The sequence below is a fragment of the Labrys sp. LIt4 genome, from assembly GCF_017813775.1.
Classification (GTDB): Bacteria; Pseudomonadota; Alphaproteobacteria; order Rhizobiales; family Labraceae; genus Labrys; species Labrys okinawensis_A.
The window spans coordinates 1-18,753 of record NZ_JAGIPY010000002.1 but is presented as its reverse complement, the minus strand read 5'-3'; the positions used below and the strand labels follow the sequence as shown (position 1 = coordinate 18,753).

Annotated in this window: 21 protein-coding genes; 9 read left to right on the top strand and 12 right to left on the bottom strand. The window is 63.1% G+C overall.

Going from position 1 to position 18,753, the window contains the following annotated elements; all coding sequences use genetic code 11:
* Window positions 1-261: 261 nt before the first annotated feature.
* The 3 genes from J8I29_RS03085 to J8I29_RS03075 are packed head-to-tail and all read right to left on the bottom strand — an operon-like array spanning window position 262 to window position 2,658.
* Window positions 262-1,686, bottom strand: a complete 1,425-nt coding sequence (locus J8I29_RS03085) for a sensor histidine kinase (protein WP_209430596.1) — start codon at window positions 1,684-1,686, stop codon at window positions 262-264.
* Window positions 1,683-2,357: a response regulator transcription factor gene (locus J8I29_RS03080; RefSeq protein ID WP_105861746.1), complete on the bottom strand. Its 675-nt coding sequence runs from the start codon at window positions 2,355-2,357 to the stop codon at window positions 1,683-1,685. The genes J8I29_RS03085 and J8I29_RS03080 overlap by 4 nt, the downstream gene beginning before the upstream one ends.
* A 10-nt stretch (window positions 2,358-2,367) precedes the next feature.
* Window positions 2,368-2,658: a PepSY domain-containing protein gene (locus J8I29_RS03075; RefSeq protein ID WP_146126870.1), complete on the bottom strand. Its 291-nt coding sequence runs from the start codon at window positions 2,656-2,658 to the stop codon at window positions 2,368-2,370.
* 196 nt (window positions 2,659-2,854) lie between these two features.
* On the opposite strand from J8I29_RS03075, the gene J8I29_RS03070 reads away from it, so the two are divergent.
* Entirely contained in the window at window positions 2,855-3,709 is an 855-nt protein-coding gene (locus J8I29_RS03070; protein ID WP_105861744.1) for a trypsin-like serine protease, read from the top strand.
* Window positions 3,710-3,812: 103 nt separating this feature from the next.
* The gene (locus J8I29_RS03065) at window positions 3,813-4,601 is read left to right on the top strand and encodes a trypsin-like serine protease (RefSeq protein WP_181161095.1); all 789 of its coding nucleotides are present in this window, start codon (window positions 3,813-3,815) and stop codon (window positions 4,599-4,601) included.
* 214 nt (window positions 4,602-4,815) lie between these two features.
* On the opposite strand, the gene J8I29_RS03060 is transcribed toward J8I29_RS03065, so the two are convergent.
* From J8I29_RS03060 to J8I29_RS03050, 3 genes are all read right to left on the bottom strand, one after another.
* Window positions 4,816-4,974 (bottom strand): hypothetical protein, encoded by a 159-nt coding sequence (locus J8I29_RS03060; protein ID WP_181161094.1) that lies wholly within the window; start codon window positions 4,972-4,974, stop codon window positions 4,816-4,818.
* A 416-nt stretch (window positions 4,975-5,390) separates the two neighbouring features.
* Window positions 5,391-5,870, bottom strand: coding sequence for a YcgN family cysteine cluster protein (locus J8I29_RS03055; protein WP_105861742.1), 480 nt, complete (start codon window positions 5,868-5,870; stop codon window positions 5,391-5,393).
* A gap of 72 nt (window positions 5,871-5,942) precedes the next feature.
* Window positions 5,943-6,398, bottom strand: coding sequence for a VOC family protein (locus tag J8I29_RS03050; RefSeq protein WP_245196627.1), 456 nt, complete (start codon window positions 6,396-6,398; stop codon window positions 5,943-5,945).
* A 214-nt stretch (window positions 6,399-6,612) separates the two neighbouring features.
* Between J8I29_RS03050 and J8I29_RS03045 the strand changes: the two genes are divergently transcribed.
* The 3 genes from J8I29_RS03045 to J8I29_RS03035 are packed head-to-tail and all read left to right on the top strand — an operon-like array spanning window position 6,613 to window position 9,937.
* On the top strand, window positions 6,613-8,805 hold the full coding sequence (locus J8I29_RS03045; RefSeq protein ID WP_209430595.1) for a PBP1A family penicillin-binding protein: 2,193 nt from the start codon (window positions 6,613-6,615) through the stop codon (window positions 8,803-8,805).
* The gene (locus J8I29_RS03040; protein ID WP_209430594.1) at window positions 8,802-9,413 is read left to right on the top strand and encodes a DUF1214 domain-containing protein; all 612 of its coding nucleotides are present in this window, start codon (window positions 8,802-8,804) and stop codon (window positions 9,411-9,413) included. Before J8I29_RS03045 ends, J8I29_RS03040 begins: the two co-directional genes overlap by 4 nt.
* Window positions 9,410-9,937, top strand: a complete 528-nt coding sequence (locus J8I29_RS03035; protein ID WP_209430593.1) for a DUF1254 domain-containing protein — start codon at window positions 9,410-9,412, stop codon at window positions 9,935-9,937. Before J8I29_RS03040 ends, J8I29_RS03035 begins: the two co-directional genes overlap by 4 nt.
* Before the next feature lie 101 nt (window positions 9,938-10,038).
* On the opposite strand, the gene J8I29_RS03030 is transcribed toward J8I29_RS03035, so the two are convergent.
* The 5 genes from J8I29_RS03030 to J8I29_RS03010 form a co-directional block, all read right to left on the bottom strand.
* Entirely contained in the window at window positions 10,039-10,185 is a 147-nt protein-coding gene (locus J8I29_RS03030) for an ADP-ribosylglycohydrolase family protein (RefSeq protein WP_348535984.1), read from the bottom strand.
* A gap of 115 nt (window positions 10,186-10,300) precedes the next feature.
* The gene (locus tag J8I29_RS03025) at window positions 10,301-10,492 is read right to left on the bottom strand and encodes a hypothetical protein (RefSeq protein ID WP_105861737.1); all 192 of its coding nucleotides are present in this window, start codon (window positions 10,490-10,492) and stop codon (window positions 10,301-10,303) included.
* 342 nt (window positions 10,493-10,834) lie between these two features.
* A complete protein-coding gene (locus J8I29_RS03020; protein ID WP_105861736.1) occupies window positions 10,835-11,185 on the bottom strand; it encodes a DUF1491 family protein in 351 nt (116 codons plus the stop codon).
* On the bottom strand, window positions 11,182-11,970 hold the full coding sequence (locus J8I29_RS03015) for a peptidoglycan-binding protein (protein WP_209430592.1): 789 nt from the start codon (window positions 11,968-11,970) through the stop codon (window positions 11,182-11,184). The genes J8I29_RS03020 and J8I29_RS03015 overlap by 4 nt, the downstream gene beginning before the upstream one ends.
* A complete protein-coding gene (locus J8I29_RS03010) occupies window positions 11,963-13,711 on the bottom strand; it encodes a PAS domain-containing sensor histidine kinase (RefSeq protein WP_209430591.1) in 1,749 nt (582 codons plus the stop codon). The genes J8I29_RS03015 and J8I29_RS03010 overlap by 8 nt, the downstream gene beginning before the upstream one ends.
* 353 nt (window positions 13,712-14,064) lie before the next feature.
* On the opposite strand from J8I29_RS03010, the gene J8I29_RS03005 reads away from it, so the two are divergent.
* Window positions 14,065-14,364, top strand: coding sequence for a hypothetical protein (locus J8I29_RS03005; protein ID WP_105861733.1), 300 nt, complete (start codon window positions 14,065-14,067; stop codon window positions 14,362-14,364).
* Window positions 14,365-14,405: 41 nt separating this feature from the next.
* On the top strand, window positions 14,406-14,825 hold the full coding sequence (locus tag J8I29_RS03000) for a SufE family protein (RefSeq protein WP_105861732.1): 420 nt from the start codon (window positions 14,406-14,408) through the stop codon (window positions 14,823-14,825).
* A 123-nt stretch (window positions 14,826-14,948) separates the two neighbouring features.
* Here J8I29_RS03000 and J8I29_RS02995 read toward each other — a convergent pair whose 3' ends face one another.
* Entirely contained in the window at window positions 14,949-15,368 is a 420-nt protein-coding gene (locus J8I29_RS02995) for a MucR family transcriptional regulator (RefSeq protein WP_068288823.1), read from the bottom strand.
* A gap of 656 nt (window positions 15,369-16,024) precedes the next feature.
* On the opposite strand from J8I29_RS02995, the gene msrB reads away from it, so the two are divergent.
* Both msrB and J8I29_RS02985 read left to right on the top strand, forming a co-directional pair.
* Complete coding sequence (msrB, locus tag J8I29_RS02990; protein WP_245443319.1) at window positions 16,025-16,432, top strand: peptide-methionine (R)-S-oxide reductase MsrB; 408 nt, start codon at window positions 16,025-16,027, stop codon at window positions 16,430-16,432.
* A 4-nt stretch (window positions 16,433-16,436) separates the two neighbouring features.
* Window positions 16,437-18,554: a S9 family peptidase gene (locus J8I29_RS02985; protein ID WP_209430590.1), complete on the top strand. Its 2,118-nt coding sequence runs from the start codon at window positions 16,437-16,439 to the stop codon at window positions 18,552-18,554.
* The last annotated feature ends 199 nt before the right edge of the window (window positions 18,555-18,753 follow it).

The window sequence follows — 18,753 nt, the reverse complement described above, 5'->3', positions numbered from 1 at the left end:
ACCCAAAGCAAGAAGCATTCATGAACGAACGCCTGTTTGCTCCAACTCCCTGTTTCAGGCCGATCCAACCGATTGGCCTGAGCGTCTTTGCGATTCTAGATGCTCCCGTCAAATCGCAAAACGCTTTGAGCGGGTGCCGCGGGCAGCCTTACACGCAAAAATGCCGCGCGCCAACCGTCTCACGGTGTCGCAAGGCACTGCTGTTCCACGCGTTACGAGAAAGTGATCCCGCCTCGATGCCCGCTTTGAATCGCCGGGCGTCTATACCGTCGCCCCTTCTCCGCTCCGCGAGGGGGGCCGGGCACGCGACGACGGCGTGGCCCCCTGCAGAGCGGGAATATCGAGAATGGCCCGCAGACCGCCGATCGGCGCCTCGTCGAGACTGAAGCGACCGCCATAGAGCGAGACGAGATCCTGTACGATGGCAAGGCCGAGGCCGGTGCCGGGCTTGGTTTCGTCGAGCCGCTTGCCACGCTGCACCGCCTCGGCACGCTTCTCGGGCGACAGGCCCGGCCCGTCATCGTCGATGATGATGCGGGCGAACAGGACGCCGTCGAGATGAAACACTTCGGCCTTGATCATCACCTCGCCGATCGCCCATTTGCAGGCATTGTCGATGAGATTACCCGTCATCTCCTCGATATCCTGCTTTTCACCGCGAAAGCGTAGCGCGGGATCGAGCTGCACCTTGATCTTCAGGCGCTTGGCGGCATGGATCTTCTCCATGGCCCGCACCAGTCCCTCGATCACCGGCACGATCTCGGTCACCGTTCCGACCACGCTGACGGCGGCGGCGATGCGCGCACGCTGGAGGTGATGATCGATCTGCTTGCGCATTACGGCGACCTGCCGGCTCACCTGTTCGGCCAGTGGGCTCGCCGGCGCCGTGCCCGCCTCGTTGGCGATGACCGACAGCGGCGTCTTCAGGGCATGGGCGAGGTTGCCGACATGGGTGCGGGCGCGCTCGACCACCTCCCTGTTGGCATCGACCAGCGCATCCAGCTCGCGCGCGAGAGGCACGATCTCGTCCGGCAGGTCGGGCGGCAGCTTGGCTGCCTCGCCGGTACGCATGCGGGCCAGCGCGCCGCTGATGCGCGAAAGCGGCCTGAGGCCGAAGCGCACCTGCAGCAGGATGGCGGCAAGCAGCCCGACGCCAAGAGCGGTAAAGGTCCACAGCAGCGAATATTGAAAGTCGGAAATAGCACTGTCGATCTCGTCGGCGGGGCCCGCCAGGGTCACCCTGTAGCGCCCGTCCTCCCCGAGATCGATCAGGCGCTCGACCGCACGCAGCCGGCGATCGTCCGGGCCCTTGATATAGCCCTCGCGCACGCCACTGGGCTCGCCGGGCGTGCTCTGGTCTTCGAGGCTCGGCAGGGTGGCCTCGAACAGGGATTTGGACCCGTTGGACGCCGGCTTGTCGAGGCGACTGATCTGCCAGTACCAGCCTGACAGCGGCAGCTCGAACCGCGGCTCGCCCATGGCGCCGGGCGCCGTGCGATCCCCCACATCCGCGCCGGCGATATCGGCCACCAGGGTCTTGAGATAGACGTGGAGGCGTTCGTCGAAGGAGCGTTCGGTCGCATGCTGGTAGACGGACGAAAGCACCACGCCCGCCACCACCAGCACCACCACCACCCAGGCCGCGGCGGCGACGAAGAGGCGGAAGGCCAGCGAACGCGTGGTCATACGCGCATGGAGTCCGGCGGCGTGAGGATATAGCCCATGCCGCGCACGGTCTGGATCACGTCCACACCCAATTTCTTGCGCAGGCGACCGACGAACACCTCGATCGTGTTTGAATCACGATCGAAATCCTGGTCGTAGAGATGTTCGACCAGTTCGGTGCGCGACACGACGCGTCCGGTATAGTGCATCAGATAGGCCAGCAACCGATATTCATGCGAGGTGAGCTTGATCGGATTGCCATCGACCACCACGCGGCCGGCACGGGCGTCGAGGCGAACGGGGCCGCAGACGAGTTCGTTGGTGGCATGGCCGGTGGTGCGACGGATCAGAGCGCGCAGGCGGGCCAGCACTTCCTCCATGTGGAAGGGCTTGGCCACGTAGTCGTCCGCGCCCGAATCGAAGCCCATCACCTTGTCGGACCAGCGGTCCCGGGCGGTGAGGATCAGCACCGGCATCACCTTGCCGGAACGGCGCCAGCGATCGAGAACGGTGATACCGTCAAGCTTGGGCAGGCCCACATCGAGCACCACGGCATCATAGGGCTCGGTATCGCCGAGAAAGTGGCCTTCCTCACCGTCGAAAGCCCGGTCAACGGCGTAGCCGGCCTCCTCAAGCGCCTTGACGAGTTGGCGGTTGAGATCCTGATCGTCCTCGACCACGAGAAGTCGCATCGGTATTCCTTTACTTCACACCAACGACTTCGCCGGTCTTGGCGTTGATCGTCGCTCTTATCACCCGCCCATCGGTCCCCAGAAATGTGACGACATAGCGGTAATTGCCCGGATCTCCACACAAATTCCCGTCAATCATCTCTCCCTTTACAGCACGTCGCGCCGCTCCCAATGCTGAAATAAGAGGCACTATGGTACCAGCCTTCACAAGCGGGCGCGCCTCGCTGAGGCTGACGCAGGCAGCCATAGCCGGCTGCACTGCGCCAAACCACCCAAGTCCCAGAGCAACGGCCATGGCCAAGGAGGATATCCGCCCCATTCTCATCCTTTTGCTATAGCGTTCTGCGATAGCTCGCCTCCTGCAAAAAATCCAAAAACGCGCCGAAACAAGGTGTTGGAACAAGGCAGCATTTCCGCCCGACGCGCCTTGCTCTAGATTTCGCCGCAATTCCCCTCGATTCGGCCCATCATCATTCTGCAGAGCCACTGAACACGGCATGAACGTAATGCTCAATCCTGCCTTTCGCCAGAAGAAGCGCCACATCAATGTGGCAGACCGCGGCTGGCTCGCGCATGCGTCCGACCGGTCGCTCATGCTGACGCCGACGTCGCGCCGGGCCTTGCGCTCGTTCGTCGCCGGCCTTTTCGCACTGGCCATGGCTCTCTTATCCGCGCAACCGGCCCGTGCCATCGTCGGCGGCGCGCCGGCAGCCGCCGATATGGCCCGCCATGTCGTGATGATCGTCTCCGATCGCGGCAGTTTCTGCTCGGCCAGCGTCATCGCCTCCGACCTTCTGCTGACGGCGGGCCATTGCGTACGCAAGGGAGCCAATTACCGCCTGCTGACGTATCAGGCCGGCAAGCCGGTGCTGTCGCAGCTCGGCAGCGTGGCGATCCACCCTCAATTCGATGCCAAGGCCTATGACAGGCGGCATTTCACCATCGACCTTGCTCTGGTGAAGCTCGATGCGCCGCTGGCCGGCTACGCTCCCCTTCCCCTTGTCGCCGAAGCAGGGATTGCGGGAGGAGTTTACCGCGTCGCCGGTTTCGGCCTGACCGCCCAGAACGCCGGCAAGAGCGGCGGCGTCCTCCGCGAGATCGCGCTGGAGGGAGCCCCACCCATCTCGAAGGTGCAATTGCGCCTGCGCGAGAGCAGCGGCGTCGGCGGCGCCTGCCAGGGCGATTCGGGTGGTCCGGTGCTGCGCGAGGGCATGCTTGTGGGTGTGCTGGCCTCGGCCGTAGGAGCCAATAGCGGGCGAGGCTGCGGCGGCATGACGGGCGTCGCCCTGCTCGGCACCGCCCTGCCCTGGATTCGTAGCAATGCGGCACGGATGGGCGCGTCCTTGCCGTGACCCTGGAAAACTCGAAACCCGGCAAATTCCTGCAATGAAGCCCGAGAATCGGCGAGGGCGTGCAACAATTTGGTTTTGGTTGGAAATGCTCTACAGCTTAGCCATGATGAAAATCCGCCTCGCCGTTGCTGTCATGTCCTTCGTGGCCCTCACCATGCCAGCCTTGGCGATCAAGGGCGGCCGCGACGTCACCGATCCCACCGGCGTCCGCAGCCATGTCGTGCAGATCACGGGGCCGAGCGGTACCAAATGCAGCGGCACGGTAATTTCCCGCAAGCTGGTGCTCACGGCCGCCCACTGCTTCCTGAGCGGCCATGGCGACTATCGCATCCGAGCCCTCGACACCCAGTTCCGCTTCCGCTTTGCCGAGGCAACGCAGGTGGCGATCCATCCCCAATTCGATGTGACGGCGCTCGGCACCTCGGCGGCGATCAACGACATCGCCCTGATCCGGGTGGAGCACGAATTTCCGGATTGGCTGGTGCCGGTGCCGCTGGCCTCGCGCATCGCCGATGACGGCAGCTTCGTCGACGTGCAGGTTGCCGGTTTCGGCATGAGCCGCGATCGCGTCGTCAGCAGCGCCGGCAAGCTGCGCGAACGGCGCTTCGACATGCTGGACCAGATCGACAGCAAATCCCACCAGCTCTTTCTGATCGACCACAAGGCGACCCGGCGCACCATCAACAACAATGGCATCTGCCGGGGGGATTCGGGTGGACCGGTGTTCCAGCGCCAGGGCGGAAACTATGTGCTGGTCGGGGTGATCTCGGCCGTGATGGGCGGCAAGGGGCGCGATTGCGGCACGATCACCGCCGTCACAGCAGTCTCGGCCTATCGCTCCTTCATCGAGACCATGGCCGACAGGGCCGGCTCGCCCGTGCGCTTTCAGTAGAATCAGGCGGCTCTCGGCATCCAAAGAGAAAACGCGCCGCGATGCTTGGAGCGTTTTCCGGAAAAGTTGATACCTCTTCGATCAAGAAAACGCCTTCGGAGAAATTGCACTCTCCCGAGCAAAGCCCGTTTAGACGGAAAGGCCTGTTTGCTCCAACCTTTTGGTTCGACGCGTCTTTGCGATTCCTGGCAATTCTGCCAAATCGCAAAACGCTTTAGAAGAACGAGGCGAGAAACAAGGCCGAGGAGGCGATCACGACGAAGGAGAGAGTCGAGATCGCAAAACTGAGATGCCGGCCAGCCGCCGAGGGATTCACCCGGCCGAAGCCAGCCAGCCGCTCGGGACGATCGAGAACCAGTTGCGCGCGTGTCATCAATCTTCCCCCGAATCTGATGTTCAACACGTTCTATTTCGAACAGAGGCACGCATCCATTCTGTGCGAAAACGCACAGGCGCCTTCTCGCCGCAAAATATGTTTACCAAAGAGTAAACTTAGTATTTGTGCGGCCTCAAACCGGCATGGACAGGGCAACATGCAAGATCATGCCCGCCAGGATCATGAGCACGGCAGCAGAGCCGATGTCGACAAGCGTTTCCATCCCGCAACTCCTTTCGAGTGAAGTGAAGATAATCGCGCTGTGTTGCTGGAATGCTGCCCGAGTAGGGCAATTCCCGGAATGTCTTCACAGCGATGTTCGGCAATGGGTCAGCCTGCCGCGCCGCAAGTGATCGGCGCTGGCTCACCCCACTTTCAGGCTCGGCAGCGCGACGTCGGCGACTATACCGGCTTCAGCGTCTGCGGGCCGCCTTGGGGACGCGCGCGGGCCAGCGCACCACATGCTCTTCCCACTCGCCCTCGCCCACCTGTTTGTCGTCAGCCTTGACCTTGCCGCGAACCGAGACCTTGGCTTGGTGCACGGTATCGGGGTCGCCCGAAACCAAGGGATGCCACCAATAGAGATCCTCGCCGTCAGCGACCAAGCGATAGGCACAGGTCGGCGGCAGCCAATCGATGGTGCGCACCAGTTCGGGCGTCAGCGTGACGCAATCGGGAACATGACGCTTGCGATGCTCGTAGTCGGAGCATTGGCAGCTGTGGCATTCGAGCATGAAACAGGCGACATCGGTAAAATAGGTATCGCCGGTTTCCTCTTCCTCCAGCTTGACCAGGCAGCAGCGCCCGCACCCGTCGCAAAGGCTCTCCCACTCCTCCGGCGAGAGTGCCTCCAGCGGCTTGGTTTTCCAGAAGGGCTTCGAGGGCTGTTCCATCGCCGTTGCAATAGCGGAACAGCCGGCCCGAGTCACCCTTCGTGAAGGCCTGCGCCGCCGGAGCAAGGCCCTTCAGCCGCCCATCTTGCGCATGCCTTCCTGGATTTCCTCGACGGTGAGATCGCGCTGATGGGTTGCAATCGACCAATGATGCCCGAAGGGATCCTTGATCACGCCGTAGCGGTCGCCCCAGAACATGTCCTGCACCGGCATCGCCACCTCGGCTCCCGCGTCGACCGCGCGGGCGACGAACGCATCGACATCGGCGACGAAGAGATGGATGGTCACGGGGGTGCCGTTGAGCATCTTGGGCGATAGCAGGCCCCATTGCTTGTTCGCGTCGACCAGCATGACCGAACTGCCGCAGACCTTGATCGAGGCATGCATCAGCTTGCCGTCGGGTCCGGGCAGGCGGATCATCTCTTCGGCGCCAAAAGCCTTCTTGTAGAATTCGATGGCGGCGGCGGCGCCGTCGCAGATCAGGTGCGGCGACAGGACGTTCATGCCGTGCGGGGCGATTTCAGCCATGGTCTCTTCCTCCTCATGGGCACGTTTCGTGGACCTGCCCCAAGGACGATGCAGCACGACCGGATCCGACAGGGACGAGAAATTAATTCCGGAAGTTATGTTGTTTGCCATGCGGATGGAAAATCATGAGGGGGAAATTGCAGGTCTTTCAGGATCGGCAACCGGGGGTTAGACTGACCGTCCTGACGTCTTTCGCGTATCGGTTGGTTTCATCGTGCCTGAACGCAAGCCAGAGCCGTCCTTTCGAAAGCGCCTGAGCCGCGCCGCCCTTCGGCTGGACTCGTGGCTCGACAACGCCGTCTACGCGTCGTGGCAGAAGGTACGGGCCGGGATCGAGCGCGGCTCCGACATCTCGAACAGATTTCAGGTCTCGGGCTGGCGCCGGCTGCTGGTAGAAGTCGGCTGCGAGGGACTGACGCTGGGCACGGCCGGTATGATCTTCGGCCTGATGCTGATGCAGCCCGCGATCCGCCAGATCGGCGACGACTGGCTGCGCCGCGCCGACATCGCCGTCACCTTCGAAGATCGCTATGGCAATTTCGTCGGCCAACGCGGCATCCGCAGCAATGACAGCGTGGCGCTGGCCGACATGCCCGATTACGTCATCAAGGCCGTGCTCGCCACCGAGGACCGGCGCTTTTACGATCATTTCGGCATCGATGTCATCGGCACCCTGCGCGCCCTTACCGTCAACAGCCAGGCGAGCGGCGTGGTGCAGGGGGGCTCCTCGATCACCCAGCAGCTTGCCAAGAATCTCTTCCTCTCCAACCAGCGCACGCTGGAACGCAAGATCCGCGAAGCTTATCTGGCGCTCTGGCTCGAGGGGCATTTGAGCAAGGACGAGATTCTCAAGCTCTATCTCGACCGCGCCTATATGGGCGGCGGCGCCTTCGGCATCGAGGCGGCCGCGCAATATTATTTCGGCAAATCGGTACGCGACGTTTCCCTCGCGGAAGCCGCCATGCTGGCCGGCCTGTTCAAGGCGCCGACCAAATACGCGCCGACCAACAACCTCGCGGCAGCACGCGGGCGCGCCAATCAGGTTCTCAGCAATCTGGTCGACGCCGGCTTCATGACCGAGGGCCAGGTTTCCGGTGCCCGCCGCAACCCGGCCACGCCGGTCGACCGGGCCCGCGAGAAGGCGCCCGACTACTATCTCGATTGGGCCTATGGCGAGATCGCCGATCTCGCCGATGACGGCGTCCTGGGCAACGAATCCGTGTTCGTGGTGCGCACGGCGCTGGATCCCGTCATCCAGGCGAGCGCGGAAATCGTCCTGGAATCGAATCTGCGCCAATACGGCAAAGACTACAACGTGCATCAGGGCGCCATCGTGATCATGGAGCCGGACGGAGCGGTGCGCGCCATGGTGGGCGGGCGCGACTACAGCCAGAGCCAGTTCAACCGGGCCACGGATGCCCTGCGCCAACCCGGCTCCTCCTTCAAGCCCTTCGTCTATGCCACTGCCCTCATGAACGGCTTCACGCCCAAATCCATCGTGGTGGATTCGCCGGTCTGCATCCGAAACTGGTGCCCCCAGAATTTCGGCCACAAATTCTCCGGCCCGATCACATTGACACAGGCCATCACCCGCTCGGTCAACGTCATCCCGGTCAAGATTTCCCTGGCCCTCAGCAAGAGCGCCGCCGATGGCCGGCGCATGATCATCGAGACGGCCAAAACCATGGGCATCGAGACGGATCTCAAGGAGTCCTGGGCCTTGCCGATCGGAGTGGAGGCCGTCAATCTCCTGGAGATGACCGGCGCTTATGGCGTCTTCTCGTCCGGCGGGCACAAGGCGCCTCCTCATGCGGCGCTGGAGATCCGCAATGCCAAGGGCGACCTTCTCCGGAAATTCGATCCCGCCCGCGAGGATCCGGTCGTCATCGACCCCAAGGTCATCGCCGACATGAACGGCATGCTCAACAGCGTCGTCGAAAACGGCACGGCCAAGCGGGCCCAATTGCCCGGCATCAAGGTGGCCGGCAAGACGGGCACCACCAATTCCTATCGCGACGCCTGGTTCATGGGCTTCACCGGCAACTTTGTCGGCGGTGTCTGGTACGGCAATGACAATTTCCAGCCCACCGAGGAGATGACCGGCGGTTCTCTTCCGGCCATGACCTGGCAGCAGGTGATGGCCGTCGCTCATCAGGGCGTGGAGATCCGGCCGATCCCCGGGGTTGCCCCCTTCCCGCCGGGACAGCAACAGCCCGGCAAGGCGGAACCGCCGGCGCCCGGTGTCGCGGACCCAGCCCAGCCGGCTCCTGCGGCGCCGCCTGTCCTCACCCGCAACGCCACGCAGATCCTGCGGGATGTCGCCACCTTGGTCGAGCAGGCCGATCGCCCCCCTGCTAAGCAGGCGGCCCAGATGCGCCACCCCGCGCCGGTGTCGGCGATCGAATGAAAGGTTTCTCCTCGATCATGGGGCTGGTCTATGCCCTTGGCCTCGGGGGCGCGCTGGGGCTCGGTGTCACCTGGTGGGCGACAGGGTCCGATTTTCAGCTCGGCGCCCTGCGCTTCGGGCCCTGGACGGCTTGGCCCCTTGCAGATCCTCTCGGAGCCGATCGCTACAGCCTCGCCCGGATCGCCCGTAGTGGGGACCTGCCGCTCGGCCCCGGCGAGGGCCTTGCCTTCACCGCCCGGAAAGATTCGACCGGCCGAGCCCTCGATGGCGCCTGCCGCTATCGCCTTTCGGCCATGCTGCCCCAAGCGCGCTGGTGGACTCTCACCCTCTATGATCGAGCCGACCGGCTGGTAAGCAATCCCAGCAACCGGGCCGGCTTCACCAGTTCCTCCGTTCTGAGGGGCTGGGAAGGCCGGGTAAGCGTCACCGTGGCGCCCGACAGTCAGCCCGGCAATTGGCTGCCGAGTACCCCTGGACCGATGAGCCTGGTCCTGCGCCTTTATGACAGCCCTGTCTCGACGGGCCTCGCCACGGAATTCGGCGCCGGCCGGACCATCGCCGTCCCCGCGGTCGAACGGCTGGACTGCACGGCTGGAGGCACACCGTGATCCGCTGGCTGTTATGGACGCTTGCGGGTCTGCTCATCGGCCTTGTGGTGCATCTGACCACGATCGTCGCCCTGCCCCGCCTCAGCGGGCAGACCGGCTTCCAGCGTGCGAGCGCCATCGCCCCGCTCGGGCGTTTCGTCATTCTGACCGCCGACAAGACCCCTCTGCCCTTGCCCGACCCGGCCATCGTCACGGCCTTCTGCCGTTACGACCTGGCCGGTGGGCCGGTCCATGTGCATGTGCCGCTGAATGCCGGCTTTCTCTCAGTGTCCTTCTATACGCCGGCAGGCCTCAATTTCTACACGCTGACCGACCGGGCTGGCGCGAACGGCGCTCTGGACATGACCTTGTTCACACTGGCGCAACTTGCCGAGATCAGGGCCAAGCAAGGTCCGGACCTGCCGGTCGCCCTGCGTCTCCAGGCCCCCGAGCCGACGGGCCTGATCGTGGTGCGCGCGCTCGTGCCAGAGCCGACACAGCAAGCCGATGTGGAACGAGGGCTGGAACCAGCGAGCTGCCGCTGAGGCTGTCGGCCAGCACCTGCAGGACGGCGGCGTTGCCGGACAGGTCACAACGCGAGCGCGCCCCCGGTCACCGAAGCGCTCGCCGGTCGCGCCCGGACACCCTATCGCCAGCCATTGACGAAACGGTTCATGCAATCCCGGGGATCGAATTGTTTATGCTGCTGAAGGCTCGCCGCCAGGCAAAGCGCCATGGAGGTGTCGTCGGTCCAGGCTCCGGCCGGAAGGGCTAATGGCCCGCCGCAGACGATATCGGTCAGGGGCTCTGGCTGTCGCGGCCTGAAAATTCGAGCGTGATGCCCAACGCATCACCGATGGCAAGTCCGAGGAGAACGCCCTCGGCTCAGCCGATTTCGTCGCTGAAACTCACGCCTTGCGATGGCGCTTGCCACCACCGGCGCCACGACGCGGCTGGGGCGACTGACGATCATCTTCCACGTGGCGCTCGATGCGCACGCCGGTGAAGAACAGGATTTCTGCACTATGCTCCCGGGCCTCCTGTTCACTCGGAGGGCGCGGGGCTTTGGGCTCTTTGGGAAAATGCAGGACGATGCTCATGGCGGGACCTATCAGCAGATTGCACCAGAAATCGGAACTCCGTTCGTTTTGCGGTCATTAGCAGGTAAGGAAAGTTAACAGTCTGTGTACATACGCACTAAACGCCGGCCGCCGTCGCTGCGGCGTGACTTCGGTGTGCGATTTTGCACATCCGGCCGCGATAATACGGCCAATTGGCCCTTTTGGGGCAAAAGGCGCCCAACAAAATAGGCGTAGGTCTTTCGGGTATGGTCGCCCGGCAAGGTACCATCGCCCGTCCGGGCCAGACTATGCACCCAAAGGCCCCCGTTGCGGAATCACGTTTTGATACATTGCCGAATGGCAATTCGAACAATGCCCGGTTCAGCTTTCCTCGGCGAGGTCTAGAAAATGCCGGCCCTGACGGTCTTCCGCCTCGATAACCCAAAGGTCGGGATCGAAGCGGAATTCGCGCTGCAGCCGCGTCTCCGCATCCAGCGGCGTGGCGCCCGGCGGGGTGATCCGGACAAAACGGCGCACACCGTCATCCTCGGTGATGAGCGATTGCGGCGCCGGGCCGTATAGCGCGGCGGTGCCGTCGAGATGGTCGATCTTGACGAAAATGGCCCCGGCCTCCTCCGAGCCGCGCTGGCGCAGCGCGGCGAAGGCGCCTTCCGCCATGGCACGGCGGAGATAGGCCGCCACGAACAGGCTGGATTTGAGCCGGGCGCTCATTCCACCTTGGTACCGGAACGGGCCAATTCCTGCAGCAGCCGCGTCGAGATCTGACCGGTTACCGGCAATCCGCGATCCTTCTCGAAGCGAGAGATGGCGTTGCGCGTGTCGCTCGCCATGAAGCCGTCGACCTTCAAGGGACCATAGCCCTGCTTGGCCAGGGCTTTTTCGACCCCGAGCACGCGCTTGTCGGGCTGTGGGCCGGCCGGGGCCGGCTGCTCGCCATTGATCAGCGCGGCGATCTGGTCGACGGGGGGAGCCGGAGGCGCTTCGGCAGCATTGGGATCGGTGGTGAGCAGCGGACTGGAACTGGCGATGATCTTGGTGAGCAGCGCCGCGCTGGGCTGGCCGTCGACCGGCATGCCATTATGCTGCTGGAAGGAGCGGATCGCCGCGGTGGTCTTGGGCCCGAGGACACCGTCGGCCAGGCCGTCATAGAGCCCGCGCTCGGCCAAGGCGAGCTGAATGTCGCGCAGCACGGCAATCGCATCCTGGGACGCGCTATCGCCGGCCCCGCGCACGTCCGCCCCAGGCGCCGCCGGAACGGCGGGAGCCGAGGAAGCCGAACCGCGCTGGGCGATGAAGGGGGAGGTATGCGTGCCGTTTTGCAGAACCAGGGCATTGACCAGGATCGCAAGGCTGAGGCCGCCCATGACCGCCAGTCCCGCGACTTCGGCAGGCCGCTGCAGGATCACCCTGACGATACCGACATAACGCGAGGGGGCCTCTTCGACCTTATCCGACAGCAGAAAATCGCGATCGGAACGGGCTAACGCTTCACGCACGCTTCTTCCCCAATTCTTCTTCGATGAAATGATCTTGGACCGCCGGCCGTACCGGCAGCGTTTCAATAGTGGCACCGCTGGCAAAGGCCCGGCGCGAGGCTTCGCTCTCGCAATCGGAGGGCAGCTGCACCGTCACGGTGGTGCCGTGACCGATCAGACTGTCGACCTCCATGCGCCCGCCATGCAGCTGGGCAAGGCCCTTGACGACGGAGAGGCCGAGGCCCGTCCCCTCATAAGTCCGTTCGTAATCCTTGGACGGCTTGCCGGCCGTGGACTGGAAGAAAGCTTCGCCGAGGCGCGGCACGTCCTCGCGCGCCACGCCCACGCCGTCATCGGCGACGAAGAGGGCGACGCCATATTTCTCCTGGCGCGCGCCGATGGTGACATGGCCGCCGCGCTTGGTGAATTTGAGCGCGTTGGACATCAGGTTGAGATAGATCTGGCGGCAGGCGCGCTTGTCCGCGATGATCGGCGGCATGTCGGGTGCGATGGCGGTCTCCAGGGAGATGCCGAGCTCCTGCGCCTTAAGCAGCAGAATATTGCGGCAATTCTCGATGAGATCGCGGAGCTGGAAGGATTCGGGCACCAGCTCGAAGCTGCCGCTCTCGATCTTCGACATGTCGAGGATGCCGTTGACCATCGACAGGAGATGATGGCCGCTGTCATGGATCAGGCCGGCATATTCATGCCGCCGTTCCGCCGACAGCTTCATCATTTCCTCGTTCAGCATCAGCTCCGAAAAACCAATGATGGCATTGAGGGGCGTGCGCAACTCATGGCTCATCGTGGCCAGGAAGCGGCTCTTGGCGGCATTGGCCTTCTCGGCCTCGATCTTGGCGTCGATGAGCTGGTGCTCATAGGCCTTGCGATCGGTGATGTCCTGCATGACGGCGACGGTCTGGCGATCCTCGTCCTCGCCCAGCGGCCGGCAGCGCATTTCCACCCACAGGAAGACGGGAGCCCCCTCCCCCTTGCGGCGCAGCCGGAATTCCACCGTCGAGGCAAGGCCATCCATCTCCGCGCTGGAGAGGGCGGAGAGATAAGCAGGCCGGTCGGCGATATGCACATAGTCGAACAGGCCCTGGCCGAGCAGTTCGGAGGGTTCGGCGCCGAACAGTGCCTGGGAGGCGGGCGAAGCGTAGACGACCTGGCCGCGCTTGCCGTGCCGGGTCACGAGGTCGCTGATGTTCTCCGCCAGCAGGGTATAACGAGCTTCGCCAGACTTGACGAGCTGACGGTCGTAGCGCCGCAGCCGCAATTCCATCAGCACGATGCCGCCGACCGCCGCGAGGGCGAGCACCACGCCCAGTCCATCCAGGAAGCGCGCGCCAAGGCTGGGGGGCGGCGCCATTTTCGTTCCGGCCAGGGCGATCGCCATGGCGGTAACACCGGCCAGCACGATGGCGCGGATCACGATGTTGCGTGCGCCCGTCAGCAGGGGGAGGGCAGGAGCGACAGCGAGAAGCGCATAGGCGCTGGCGCTGTGTCCTCCGCTGTGGCGGGCGACAATGCCGGCGAAACCGCATACGGCAAGGACAGTCAGCAGAGCCGCAACGTCGAGACGACCGGTGACGGACAGGCGCCAGACGATGGCGAGCAGGGCGGCGACCAGCACCATGACACCGCCGACACCGAGGCTCGGTCCTCCTGAGAAAGCCAGGAAAGGTGGCACCAGCGTCAGGCCGAACAGCGCCGCGCCGAGCAGCATGGCGACGAAGGCACCATGGCGGGCCGCTGTCAAGGGATCGTGTTTCGCCGACCCGTGGACCAAGCGGTCGACGGATGCCTTGGCGGATATGAACCAATCGAACTGACGCAACGCCCCGGCACGGCCCTGCGGCCGCGCTCCCTATATGACCCGTCGACCATGGCAGGGCGTCCTTTAAACGAACCCTAAGAGAATGGGCTTGGCAGGCCGTTCCTGCGCCCGGAAAGGCCTCTTGGCGGGGCAAGTGCCAAACATGGTGAACAATTCCTCACCAAGACCCGCTCAGGCGTTAACCATCCCTTCACTTTGCCGCCTGCTGTGCGGTCCGTCACGCTCCTGTCGCTGGTGCCCATGCTAGAATTAGCCATCGATCGGGAGCCGATGACGTGTTCTTCATCCTGCGCATGATGTTCTGGCTTGCCGTGGTCGCCCTGCTGCTGCCGGCGCCGCCGGCCCAGCACGACAAGCAGGCCTCGGCAGGTCTGTCGGCGGGCGCCCTGGCCGACAGGGCCGTCGGCGCCGCCTTGTCCTATTGTGCCGCAAGTCCCCAGCAATGCGCGGCCGGCCTGGCCGGCGCGAGGCAGCTCACCGGTCTGCTGGCCGGCCCGAATGACGGCGCCGCCGCTCCAGCACCTGCGACCCAGCGTTTCACCGCGCTGCCGCCGCCACGCCCGGTCATTCCCTGAGAAGGCTTTGTCTTCGCCGGCATCTCCCCTATATGAGAGGGATGAGCACGCAAGACATCGCCGCCATCATCGAGAATTTCGAGATCCTGGACGATTGGGAAGACCGCTATCGGTACCTGATCGAGCTCGGCAAGACGCTCGAGCCGCTGCCCGACGAGGCGCGGACGACGGCCAACAAGGTGCAGGGCTGCGTCAGCCAGGTCTGGCTCGTGACCCATTGGAAAGAAGGGCACGCCAGTTTTCAGTGCGACAGCGATGCCTTCATCGTGCGCGGCCTCCTGGCGATCCTGGTCGCCGTCTATTCCGGCCATACCGCCTCGGAGATTCTGGCCATCGACGCGCTCGATGTCTTCCGCAACCTGCAGCTCGAGGAACATCTCACGCCGCAGCGTTCCAACGGGCTGAAATCTTTCGTCGAGCGCATTCGCAGCGATGCCCGCCAGGTCCTGGTCACCACCTGACGTTCCTGCCGCGAACATCCTGCTCCAAGCTTAACTGGCGACACATCCTGGATACTTCAAACAACAAGAGCCGGATGCGCGGCATCCGGCTCTTGTTGTCGTTCCGGCATCGCCGTGGCGAAATTACCGGCCCTTGCGGCGGCGCTGCTGGCCGAGGCCCATCTGCTTGGCCAGATTGGAACGGGCCTGAGCATAGTTGGGGGCGACCATCGGATAATCGGCCGGCAGAGCCCACTTCTCGCGGTATTCCTCCGGCGAGATATTGTATTGCGTGCGCAGATGACGCTTCAGGGACTTGAACTTCTTACCGTCCTCGAGGCAGATGATGTAGTCAGCCGTCACCGACTTCTTGATCGGAACCGCCGGCTTGGGAGCTTCGGCCGGCACTTCCTGTACGCCGCTGGTGATGCGCTGAAGAGCACCATGGACCTCATTGATCAAGCCGGGCAGGTCCGACGCAGCAACCGAATTGTTGCTGACATAGGCCGAGACGATGTCCGCCGCGAGCTCGATGAAGTTGGTGTTGTTGGATCCGTCGCTCATGGTAAATCGACTTTCTTTTTTTGGTCTGATTTAACTAAATGTTCACCACCGGCTACGCTGCCGCGCCATTCATTAACAGCAGTGCAGGCCATACATCCGCTTCGCAACATTGGAATCGCGAATTTCGAATTGCGCACTGATGTAAACTCTCAAATCTTATCAATCAAGATCTTTTGCAAGACAAGCATGAATTTTGCACTATGCCGCATTTGATTATTGCCGTGAAAACATGCAACCGCCTACGTAAGACGCGCCCCTATCACAAATGGGTACTGCAACACCCGATCGGACTATCTGATCTGCACTGACGAGCGGATAGGTCACCTCAGGCATGACCACAGACTGCAATTGTAGAAAGGCACGCATGATCAGGCCATTACGCAGCATTGCTGCGGCGGCCACCGATCCGGCGCCCCTGAGAAAGGTCTAGAAGTAGGCCGACTTCCCTTGCGACAATTGGCACCCCCGACAAACAGCAAATGCAAATTTGCAAGCTCGCCGCGGAATTCAACACGACACTGAATTGCGAACTGTCGCCCCACCCCCTATTTACGACGAACTGAATAGTCTTCAAACGCTCGGCTCGTCGAATCAGTCGCAAAGTATGTCTATCGTTTCGATAGCATCCCTTTGCGGCAAAATATTGGGAGACAATTGTGCCAAACAAGAAAGTTAACAAAACAGAGGCGGAATGGCGGACGCTTCTCTCTCCAGAACAATACCACATTACCCGCGAACGCGGCACGGAACGCGCTTTTACCGGACCGTTCTGGAACTCCAAAGAAAAGGGCACCTATTCCTGCGTCTGTTGCGGTGAGGAATTGTTCCGGTCCGACACGAAGTTCGATTCGGGTTGTGGTTGGCCAAGCTATTTCGAGCCCGTGCGCGCGGATGCCGTAGTCGAGTTGGAGGACCGGTCCTACGGCATGCGCCGTATCGAGATCCGCTGTGCCGCCTGCGATGCCCATCTCGGCCATGTCTTCCCGGACGGCCCGCCTCCCACGGGCCTGCGCTATTGCATCAATGGCCATGCCATGAAGTTCACACCCGACCAGAAGGCATGACACGGTGACTACACCTTCGATTCTGCCGCCTATTGCCGAAAAGCGGCCAGTCAAACGCGTCGTCCATGGTATTTCGTTACAGGATGACTATGCCTGGCTGCGGGCAGACAATTGGCAGGAGGTGCTGCGCGACGGCTCGGCGTTGCCTGCCGACATCAGGGCCCATCTCGAGCAGGAAAATCGCTACGCCGACGCCCAGCTCGCTGGTGGCGAGCAACTGCGGGCGGTGCTGTTCGAAGAGCTCAAAGGGAGAATCAAGGCTGACGATTCCTCGGTGCCTTCACCGGACGGGCCGTTCGAGTACTATTCGCGTTTCCGACAGGGCGGGCAGCACCGTCTGTTCTGCCGGCGCCCGCGAGACGGTGGCGAGGAAGCGCTGCTTCTGGACGGCGACGCCCTGGCAAAGGACAAGAGCTTCTTCGCCTTTGGCGGCTTTGCCCCCTCGCCCGACCATCGACTGATCGCCTGGAGCTGCGACGAGAACGGCTCGGAGTTCCATACGACACACCTGCTCGATACCTCGAAAGGCGTAATGCTGGCCGATACCATTTCCGATACGGAAGGTGGGGCCGTCTGGCTCTCGGACGGTTCGGGTTTCTACTATGTAAGGCTGGACGAGAACCATCGCGCCTCCAGTGTATGGCTGCATCTTCTGGGAACTCCGGCCAGTGCCGACCGCCTGATCTATGAAGAGGCCGATGCCGGCATGTTCGTCGGCCTGTCGCAGACCCAGTCGCGCCGCCTGGCGATCATCGACATCCATGACCATGAAACCTCGGAAGTGCGGGTGATCTATCTCGACGATGCCGACAGCCACGTGCATCTGATCGCCGCGCGCCAGGAAGGCGTGCAATATGAGATCGAGCATCGCCCGCTGCCGGACGGGAGGGATCAGCTGCTGATCCTGACCAATTTCGACGATGCCGAGGATTTTCGCATCATGACCGCGCCTCTGGCGGCGCCGGTGCAGACAACTTCGGCTCAGATGTCCTGGCGCGATCTCATTCCGCACAAGCCGGGCCGCTATATCCTCGACATCGTGCTGCTGGCCGACTGGCTGGTCCGGCTCGAGCGCGAGGACGGCTTGCCGCGCATCGTGATCCGGTCTTTGTCGAGCGGCGAGGAACACGCCATCGACTTTGCCGAGGAAGCCTATTCGCTCTCGCTCGACGGCGGCATGGAATTCGAAACCGACCGGATCCGCTTCGTCTATTCCTCGATGACCACGCCGGCCGAAACCTATGACTATGACATGCGCTCCCGCGAGAGGGTCCTGCGCAAGCGCCAGGAGGTGCCGTCCGGGCACGACCCGGCGCTCTATGTCACCCGCCGGGTCTTCGCCCCGACGGCCGATGGTGAAAGCGTGCCGATCAGCCTGCTCTACCGCAAGGAAACGGCCCTGGACGGTTCGGCTCCCCTGCTGCTCTACGGCTATGGTGCCTATGGCCTGTCGATGCCGGCCCAGTTTTCCACCAATGCGCTGTCGTTGGTGGATCGCGGCTTCGTCTATGCCATCGCCCATATCCGCGGCGGCACCGAGAAGGGCTGGCGCTGGTATCGCGAAGGCAAGCTTGCCAAGAAGCCCAACACCTTCCAGGACTTCATCGCGGCCGGCAGCTACCTGGCCGAGCGTGGCTTCACCGCCCGCAAAAGGATCGTCGCCCATGGCGGCTCGGCCGGCGGCATGCTGATGGGCGCCGTCGCCAATCTCGCTCCCGACCTGTTCGGCGCCATCGTCGCGGAGGTTCCCTTCGTCGACGTGCTCACCACCATGCTCGATGACAGCCTGCCCCTCACCCCGCCGGAATGGCCCGAATGGGGCAATCCGATCGAAGACGAGGCCGCCTTCCGGACCATTCTTTCCTACAGTCCGGTCGACAACGTGGCCACCCGCCCCTATCCGCCGATTCTGGCCCTCGCCGGCCTGACCGATCCGCGCGTGACCTATTGGGAACCGGCCAAGTGGGTGGCGCGGCTACGCGAGATGAACCCCCAGGGCAACCCGGTGATCTTCAAGGTCAATATGGATTCGGGCCATGGCGGGGCTTCCGGGCGCTTCGAACGGCTGAAGGAAGTGGCCCTGGTCCAGGCCTTCGCCCTTCAGAAGATGGGAGCGGCGTGATCTGGCGCCGGGCCCGGCAAGCACGATTTTGCCGGGCCCGGGCGGCTCGATCCGGCTTGCATAAAATCGTCGTCCGTGAAGAACTCGCAAGCTGCTGATTCAGCGTTAGTTTTTTAGCCAGACAAGTATTCGCGTTTGCCGGATTTTGTCGGTGTGGACGGCGATTTCCGGCAATTTGCATTGTAATGCAAGGCGTGAT